Origin of the sequence: Zobellella denitrificans, from assembly GCF_002237365.1 — a bacterium.
Taxonomy (GTDB): Bacteria; Pseudomonadota; Gammaproteobacteria; order Enterobacterales; family Aeromonadaceae; genus Oceanimonas; species Oceanimonas denitrificans.
Genome location: NZ_NMUO01000017.1, coordinates 1 through 9,161 on the forward strand (window position 1 = coordinate 1; position 9,161 = coordinate 9,161).

Consider the following 9,161-nt stretch of genomic DNA (forward strand, 5'->3'; position numbering starts at 1 on the left):
GACTTGCATGTGTTAGGCCTGCCGCCAGCGTTCAATCTGAGCCATGATCAAACTCTTCAATTTAAGTTTGATGCTCAATGAATTACTGAAGTGTTTGTGCACTTCGACAATCATTGAAAAACAATATTTTTTGTTTCCCAACCACTGCGAGTGCCCACACAGTTTGCTTGATAAATTGTTAAAGAGCGTTGACCGTTAGCGGGTCAGGGCTGCGTATTCTACGCCGTCCGTTTGATTCGTCAAGCAGTTTCAACCGAAGTTGTTAGTGCTTGTGACCGCCGGCGTGTTCCGCCGTGTCAGTGAGGGCGCATTATAGGGAGCCGCGTTTTTTGCGCAAGGGCTTTTTTGTGAAAAACATCACTTTTTCTGCCACTCGAACAAAACTTGAGCAAAAAGGCGTTTTTTACTGCTTTTTCTCCTCGGAACCGGGCTCGGATGAGCCAATCCTGGTCACCAGCAGCTGGTCTATCTTGTAGCTGTCGATGTCGACCACCTCGAATTTATAACCGGCATGCAGCACGAAGTCGGTACGCTTGGGGATCTTGCGCAGCATGTACATCATAAAACCGGCGATGGTTTCATAGTTCTCGTCATCGGGAAAACTGTCTATATCCAGTACCCGCATCACATCCGCCAGGGGTGTCAGCCCTTCCACCAGCCAGGAGCTGTCGTCCCGGGCCACTATCTGTTCTTCCGGTGAGTGCACCAGCTCACCCATGACGATACTCATCACGTCCTTGAGGGTGATGATGCCGACCACCAGGGCATATTCATTCATGATGATGGCGAAGTCTTCGCCCGTGGTTTTGAAGTGCTCCAGCACCTCGTACATGGACAGGGTATCGGGAATAATCAGGGGGGTGCGGATGATCCCCTCTTTTTGCAGCGAAATCGGCTGCTGGTGCAATACCTGCATCAGGATATCGCGGGAATCCACGTAGCCGATCACCCGGTCCAGGCTGTCCTCACACACCAGGAACTTGGCATGGGGATGCTCGGCTATCTTGGCCTTGATGCTTTCCTGGGTTTCGGCAAGGGTGAAATAGATCAGGCTCTCCCGGGCGGTCATGGCCGAGGTCACGGTACGGGACTCCATTTCGAACACATTCTCGATGAGGTGATGCTCCTGCTCCTGCAGTACACCGGCCTGGGCCCCGGCGTCCATCATGGCGATGATGTCCTCCGGGGTGATCTCGTCCTGGCGCATGGTCGGCACCCTGAACAGGCGGAAAAACAGGTTGGCCAGGCCGTTGAAAAACCAGACCAGCGGTTTGAGTACCACAATAAAGAAACCCATGGGGCGCACCACCGCCACCGCTATCCGCTCCGGCGCGATCATCGCCAGCCGCTTGGGCATCAGGTCGGCAAACAGGATAAACAGCGAGGTGACGATAAAGAAGGACAGGACAAAGGCGGCCTTGTCCACCCAGGCGCCATCGAAGAAGAAGCCGAGCAGCCCTTGCGCAAAGGGCGTAAAGGCCGCCTCCCCCAGGATACCGCCCAGGATGGCGACCGCATTCAGCCCGATCTGCACCACGGTGAAAAAGTTGCCGGGGTGTTCCTGCAGCAACAGAACTTTTTCGGCGTTGGCATCGCCGTCGGAGGCCATCAGCCGAAGTTTCATCTTGCGGGCCGCCGCCAGGGCGATTTCGGAAACGGAAAAGAACGAGCTGATCGCCACCAACAGCACTATTACCAGCATATGCTCAAAGACTGTCATTTTTGTTTATTACCGATATACGAGGAGGGATGCCAACGCCGGGATCCGGTGTCCGGCAAATAAGAATATAAAACACTAAAAACGAAGAAATGTTCGCCAAAGCTACCACTAAATAACCGTTTTTTCCATTACTCCCTGCCGACACCCATGGCATATCCTGCTGTTTTCCAACCGCGAGTGGAAGCCTCCGCCATTCGCCCGCATACTTTCTCAAGCAAAGAGGAGTCCTGCTTCCGCCACCAGGAAAAGAGAGACTCAAGTGAGCTACAATCATAACAAATAAAAAATGAGCACACGGATAGATGCCTATATCAATCAGGTTGGCCCGCAGGCTGACGCTCGCACTTCTGTTCTCCTGGCCGGCCCTTGCCGGAGAGGCGGAGCATTGGTCGCTGCAGGACTATCTGGCCCGTTTTCCGGAACAACAAGCCAGAAGCGAGGCATTTTCCCAGCGGATACGAGCCCCCGCCGAGCCCTGGCAGGGCATCGACAACAGACCGGTACGCATCGCCATGCTCTCCCCCGGCGGCCAGCTCTCGGACTACTGGCGGCGCAACCACCGGAGCCTGGCGGCCCGCCTGGATGAAATTGCCATCCCCTATCGGCTGGACTCCCATTTTGTCGCCCAGCACAGTCCGATCCGAGAGCAGGAGCGCCTGCTGGCCGACATACTGGCCCAGGATCCCGACTACCTTGTTCTCACCCTGGACAGCCGGCGCCACCGGGTGTTGATCGAAAAACTGCTGGTCCGCGACCGGCCCAAGCTGATCCTGCAGAACATCACCACTCCCCTGAAAGCCTGGCAACAGCGCCAGCCGCTGCTCTATGTCGGCTTCGATCACGCCTTGGGAACCCGTCAACTGGCGGCCAGCCTGCCAGCGCTGGCCGGGGCGCCGGTGCACTACCTGATGTTGTACGGCACCCGGGGGCATGTCAGCCTGGCCCGGGGCGACGAGTTCATCCGGCTGATGTCGGGCAACCCCGACTTCCACCTGCGCCAGCAGGTCTATACCGACCTGGAGCCGGAAAAGACCCGGGCGGCAGTCCTGCAGGCCCTGTCCGACATACCCGAACTCAATCTCATCTACGCCAGTACCACCGATATCGCCCTGGCCAGCATCCAGGCCCTGGAGCTGGCGGGCAGGAAGGCCGACGTCATCGTCAACGGCTGGGGAGGCGGCCAGGACGAGCTGGACGCCCTGCGCCAGGGGCGGCTCGATCTGACCGTGATGCGCATGAACGATGACAGCGGCGTCGCCATCGCGGAAGCGATCCGCCTCGACCGGGAAGGCAAGACCGACGCCATTCCCGGCGTATACTCCGGCGATTTCGCGGTCGTGACCCAAGACACTCCCCTGGCCGAACTGGAGCGATTGAAAGCCTATGCATTCCGCTACTCCCGCTGATCCTCCGCCGGGGCGCCGCCTGCTGCGCCTGATCCTGATGGCACTGTTGCCCGCCTTCGCGCTGCTGGCCCTGGCATTGCTGGCCCTCACTTATTACAGTTCATCCCGGATCATGGAGCAGAGTCTGCATGGCCAGTTTCGGCAGGCCGAGAGCCGGCTGCAAACCAACCTGGACGCCTACCTCAACAGGATCTACACCCTGCTGTCGGCCACCGCCGAACACGCCGGGCTGGCCGATATGCTGGAAGGGTCCGATCAGGCCGGCGCCGAGGCCGTGCTGCAGGCCGTGTTGGAAAAACCTGATGGTGAGCACCTGGATATCCTGATGCTGGTACATCAAGGGCAGCCCTGGCTCGACCTGAATTCCCCCTATTACGATCTGGCTCGCCACCGGCTCCAACTGCTGATGGCCGCCGGCCAGGATAGAGAGTGGAGCCTGCTTCAACTGGAACCCTCCCTCAGCCTGTTGCTGCACTCCTATCCCCTCATCGATGACGACACCGGCCGGGTCGAAGGCCACCTGCTGGGTGGTATGGTGCTGGACGACAACCTGAGCCTGCTCAACCAGCTCGGCCAGGGACTGGAACAGTTCAGTTTCCGGCTGCTCCACCAAGACCGTTTGCTCGGCCCCGCCCCTGCCGGCCCGTCACCGGCGCCGGAGGTGCTGCACAGCATGCTGTCCAGGCAGCGCCTCCCCGGCCAGTTGCAGGGCTACCACTTCGATACCCGGCCGCTGCGGCTGAACGAGCAGGCCGGCACCCTGCAGGCCCTGATGATGACCGACAACCAGGCCAACCGGCAACTGCGCCTTTCCTACTGGTACCACGGGCTGCTCGCCCTGATACTGGTCCTGGCCGCCGCCGTGCTGCTCGCCCTCTACACCCTGCGGCTGATCGCCACGCCCCTGGGCCGGCTGACCGACTTTGCCGAACGTGTCGGCCAGGGCCTGCCGGCCCGGTTCCGGACCGGACGCATCGAAGAATTCAACTTTCTTGGCCAGAGCCTGGAGAAAATGGTCGCGGCATTGCACCGCCGGGAGCGGGAGCTGGCCAACCTGTTCAACTCGGGCAATTCCCTTACCATCATGCTGGACAGCCACAACCGTATCCAGGCCATCAACCCGGCCGCCACCCGCCTGTTCAAGCAGCCGGCCGCCAACCTGGCAGGAACCCCGCTGGCGGAGCATTTCAGCCCCTGGCAACTGGCCCCCCTGGAGAACGCCATCAGCAGGGTCAGGCAGGGCCACAGCCTGGGCGGAGTGGAAGCCAGCCTGACCCAGGGCGGCAAGGAGCAACGCCATCAGATCTGGACCCTGGCCCCGGTTTACGAGCAGGAAAGCCTGGTCGCGGTGCTGGCCCAGGGCCAGGACATCACCCCGCTGAAACAGGCCGAGGCCTCCCTGCAACTGAACGATCTGGTGCTGAAGAACATCATGGAGGCGGTGCTGATCTTCGACCACCGCCTGCGGCTGGTTTACGCCAACCATGCCTTTACCACCATCAGCGGTCACCAGATAGCCGAGATGCTCGGCAGCAAGCCCGCCGCCGCCCTCCAGCTGCAAGGCAGCAACCAGCAGCTGATGGCCATATGGCAAACCCTGAGATCGGTCGGCTACTGGCGCGGCGAGGCCTCGGGCCTGCGCAGGAACGGAGCTTCCTATCCGCTCTGGCTGTCGGTCACCAGGCTGAACACGGGGGCGGACAAACCGCACTATGTGGCGGTGTTCTCCGACATCTCCACGCTCAAGGAGACCCAGTATCAGTTGCAGAAGATGGCCCACTACGATCCCCTGACCGGGCTGGCCAACCGCAGCCTGTTCGCCGAGCTGTTCAGGCAGGCCCACTCCCGGGCCGAACGCCACGGCGCCAGCCTGGCCATGATGTTCATCGATCTGGATCGCTTCAAGCAAATCAACGACAGCCTGGGGCACCAGGTTGGTGACGAGTTCCTGCAAATGGCCGCCAGGCGGCTGCAGCGCCACAGCCGCAAGGAGGACATCCTGTGCCGGTTCGGCGGGGACGAGTTCATCCTGCTGATCACCAATACCCTGTCGCTGCAGCAGGCCAGGGCCACCGCCCAGCGCATCGTCGACGCCTTCGCCAAGCCGGTGCTGATCCGCGGGCAAAGCCTCTATATCAGCATCAGCATAGGAGTGGCCTTTTACCCCCAGCACGGTACCAGCATGGAAACCCTGATGCAGCACGCCGATACCGCCCTCTACCAGGCCAAGGAAAAGGGGCGCAACCAGGTTCAGCTGTTCGAAAGCGGCATGAATATCCGCGCCGTGAACCTGATGAAGATCAGCGGCGAGCTGCACCAGGCGCTGGAGAAAAACCAGATGGAGCTGCATTACCAGCCCCAGTTCCGCCTGAGCGACGGCAAGCTTATCGGGGTAGAGGCCCTGGTGCGCTGGAACAAGCCGGGCGCCGGCCTCATCTACCCCGGCGACTTCATCCCCCTGGCGGAGCAGACCGGCATGATACTGCCCCTGGGTCAGTGGATACTGACTACCGCCTGTCGCCAGCTGCAGCGCTGGCTTGCGGACGGCCTGGGCCCGCTGCGCATGGCCATCAACCTCTCGGCCCGCCAGTTCCGCCAGCCCGGGCTGGCACAGGACATCGCCCGGCTGCTCGGCGAGCTGAAACTGGATCCCCGGTCGATAGAACTGGAGATCACCGAAAGCATGCTGATGGAAGAGATGGAAATGGCGGTGGCCACCATAACCTCCCTGAACCGCCTGGGCGTCAAGCTGGCGATAGACGACTTTGGTACCGGCTATTCGTCCCTCGCCTACCTCAAGCGCTTTCCCATCCACCGCCTGAAGATAGACAAGTCCTTTATCAAGGATCTGGCCCGGCAGGCGGAAGACAGGGCCATCGTCGGCTCCATCATCACCCTGGCCCACAGCATGAAGATTGCCGTCATCGCCGAGGGCATAGAGGACGAATACCAGCTGCAGCAACTGAGCCGGCAGGCCTGCGACGAGGGCCAGGGCTATCTGCTGGCCAGGCCCATGCCTGTCGCGGAGATAGAACAGCTGTTGCGCCAGGACTTTCACCATCCCGCCTTAGGGAGCTGAAGTCCGTCACCCGAGGTCAAGCCCGGTGCAAAATCGGGGCTTTAAAAGCTGGCTAATTTAGCGAGTGATGAAGTTACCGGATGGTCTATTCTCTTATGAGCACGGCCGATTCACGGTGCTTCACCTCAGGCCACGGGAATGCCTTTGACAGTAAGCCAAGCACAACGCGAAAGGGAGATTGAACATGAGTCAGCACAGCAACAGTGCTTCCGGGAAGTGCCCCGTCATGCACGGTGCCCATACCGCAGCCGGGGCTTCCAATATGGATTGGTGGCCCAAGGCACTGAACCTGGACATTCTTCACCAGCATGACACCAAGACCAACCCGCTGGGAGAAGACTTCGATTATGCGGAAGAATTCAAGAAGCTGGACCTGGATGCGGTCAAGCAGGACCTGCGCGCCCTGATGACCGACAGCCAGGACTGGTGGCCGGCCGACTGGGGCCACTATGGCGGCCTGATGATCCGCATGGCCTGGCACGCCGCCGGATCTTACCGTATTGCCGATGGCCGGGGTGGCGCCGGCACCGGCAACCAGCGCTTCGCCCCGCTGAACAGCTGGCCGGACAACGGCAACCTCGACAAGGCCCGCCGCCTGCTGTGGCCGATCAAAAAGAAATACGGCAACCGGCTCTCCTGGGCCGACCTGATCATCCTGGCCGGCAACATGGCCTATGAGTCCATGGGCCTGAAAACCTTCGGCTTCGGCGGCGGCCGTGCCGATATCTGGCACCCGGAAAAAGACATTTACTGGGGCTCCGAGAAGGAATGGCTTCAGCCCAGCGGCGGTCCCAACAGCCGCTACTCCGGTGAGCGCGACCTGGAAAACCCGCTGGCGGCGGTGATGATGGGGCTGATCTACGTCAACCCGCAAGGGGTTGACGGCAATCCGGATCCCTTGCGCACAGCAAAGGACGTACGCGAAACCTTCGCCCGCATGGCGATGAACGATGAAGAAACCGTGGCCCTGACCGCCGGCGGCCACACCGTGGGCAAGGCTCACGGCAACGGCGATGCCGCCAACCTGGGGCCCGAGCCCGAAGCGGCCGGCCTGGAAGAACAGGGCCTGGGCTGGATGAACCACCAGACCCGGGGCGTCGGCCGCGACGCCGTGACCAGCGGCCTGGAAGGCGCTTGGACCACCCACCCGACCCGGTGGGACAACGGTTACTTCAAGATGCTGCTCGAGCACGAGTGGGAGCTGAAAAAGAGCCCGGCCGGGGCCTGGCAATGGGAGCCGGTCGACATCAAGGAAGAGGACATGCCAGTGGACGTGGAGGATCCGTCCATCCGCCGCAAGCCCATCATGACCGACGCCGACATGGCGATGAAGATGGACCCGGAATACCGCAAGATTGCCGAGCGCTTCCATCAGGATCCCGCCTATTTGTCCGAGGTGTTCGCCCGCGCCTGGTTCAAGCTCACCCACCGGGACATGGGGCCCAAGAGCCGTTACCTGGGCCCGGATGTGCCGCAAGAGGACCTGATCTGGCAGGATCCCGTCCCCACCGTGGACTATACCCTGAGTGACGCCGACATCGCCGATCTCAAGGCGAAGATCCTGGCCAGCGGCCTCGGCATCTCAGAGCTGGTCGCCACCGCCTGGGACAGCGCCCGCACCTTCCGCGGCTCCGACTATCGGGGCGGCGCCAACGGTGCCCGCATCCGCCTGGCACCGCTGAAGGACTGGGAGGGCAACGAGCCGGCCAGGCTGCAAAAGGTGCTGGCCGCGCTGGAAAACATCCGGTCCGGGCTGAGCAAAAAGGTGAGCCTGGCCGACCTGATCGTGCTGGGCGGCTCTGCCGCGGTGGAAAAGGCGGCGCGGGACGCCGGCGTGGCTATTACCGTGCCCTTCGCCCCGGGACGTGGCGACGCCAGCGAGGAGATGACCGACCAGGAATCCTTCGCCGTGCTCGAGCCCCTGCATGACGGCTACCGCAACTGGCTGAAAAAGGACTATGTGGTCACCCCCGAAGAGCTGATGCTGGACCGCACCCAGCTGATGGGGCTGACGGCGGCGGAAATGACGGTGCTGGTGGGCGGTATGCGGGTGCTGGGCACCAACCACGGCGGCGGCAAGGAGGGCGTCTTCACCGATCGCGTCGGCGTGCTGAGCAACGACTTCTTCGTCAACCTGACCGACATGGCCTACAGCTGGAAGCCGGCCGGCAACAACCTGTACGAAATTGTCGAACGCAAGTCCGGCAAGGTGAAATGGACCGCCACCCGGGTCGATCTGGTGTTCGGCTCCAACTCGGTGCTGCGTTCCTACGCCGAGGTCTATGCCCAGGACGATGCCAAGGAGAAATTCGTCAAGGACTTTGTCAGCGCCTGGACCAAGGTGATGAACGCGGATCGTTTCGATCTGAAGTAAGAGCCCCTGCCGACAGCAACATGCCGGGCTTACCCCGGCATGTTTTTGTGGGATGAAAATAAAGTGTCATCATGACTAGCGATAAAAGCCGCCATAATTGGCGGCTTTTTGTTCACTTTCAAGGGTAAAGTATCATCCTGGGAAAGACAGCACCCTGCCTATCGACCGGTACAGCTGAAAATAAAGTTTCATCCTTTCCTAGTCACGAACCAGACCGTTGATGCCGCGACCCGGCCCCTCTGCCAGCCTCCCCGCTATCTTGATAGGGACTGTGCCGCCGAGGGGTGAACTGTTTGGCTATACGCGATTGCCCTAGTGCTGTTGGGAAGCGTAGTCGGGGATTGGTCGGTTCTATGGTTGCCGATAACCTGGATGAAGAAATCGAGGAGTTCACGAATTGGCAGCTCAACTGAGCTGTAACGGTATAATGCTTAAAAAACTCTAATTTATTCACAGACCAGCATAGATCGTCCATCATATTAACTTCCATTGGAATTCACCATGCCTACCGCGTCGCCCAGCCCCAAAAACCGGGCGAAAGGATAGCGCCCCCTAAACTGAGATCAATGTTACTTCGGAATG

4 protein-coding genes and 1 rRNA gene are annotated in these 9,161 nt (G+C 60.6%); 3 read left to right on the top strand and 2 right to left on the bottom strand.

The window, feature by feature from the left end; all coding sequences use genetic code 11:
* A 16S ribosomal RNA gene (locus CGX12_RS05740) occupies positions 1-63 on the bottom strand; the annotation flags it as partial.
* Positions 64-403: 340 nt separating this feature from the next.
* The gene (gene paeA / locus CGX12_RS05745; protein ID WP_094038935.1) at positions 404-1,720 is read right to left on the bottom strand and encodes a polyamine export protein PaeA; all 1,317 of its coding nucleotides are present in this window, start codon (positions 1,718-1,720) and stop codon (positions 404-406) included.
* Between the two features lie 302 nt (positions 1,721-2,022).
* Here paeA and CGX12_RS05750 point away from each other — a divergent pair, with 302 nt between their 5' ends.
* The 3 genes from CGX12_RS05750 (at position 2,023) to katG (ending at position 8,579) form a co-directional block, all read left to right on the top strand.
* On the top strand, positions 2,023-3,126 hold the full coding sequence (locus CGX12_RS05750; protein WP_094038936.1) for a substrate-binding domain-containing protein: 1,104 nt from the start codon (positions 2,023-2,025) through the stop codon (positions 3,124-3,126).
* Between the two features lie 37 nt (positions 3,127-3,163).
* Positions 3,164-6,205, top strand: a complete 3,042-nt coding sequence (locus CGX12_RS05755) for an EAL domain-containing protein (protein WP_176442009.1) — start codon at positions 3,164-3,166, stop codon at positions 6,203-6,205.
* Positions 6,206-6,389: 184 nt separating this feature from the next.
* Positions 6,390-8,579, top strand: a complete 2,190-nt coding sequence (gene katG / locus CGX12_RS05760; protein WP_094038938.1) for a catalase/peroxidase HPI — start codon at positions 6,390-6,392, stop codon at positions 8,577-8,579.
* Positions 8,580-9,161: the final 582 nt, after the last annotated feature.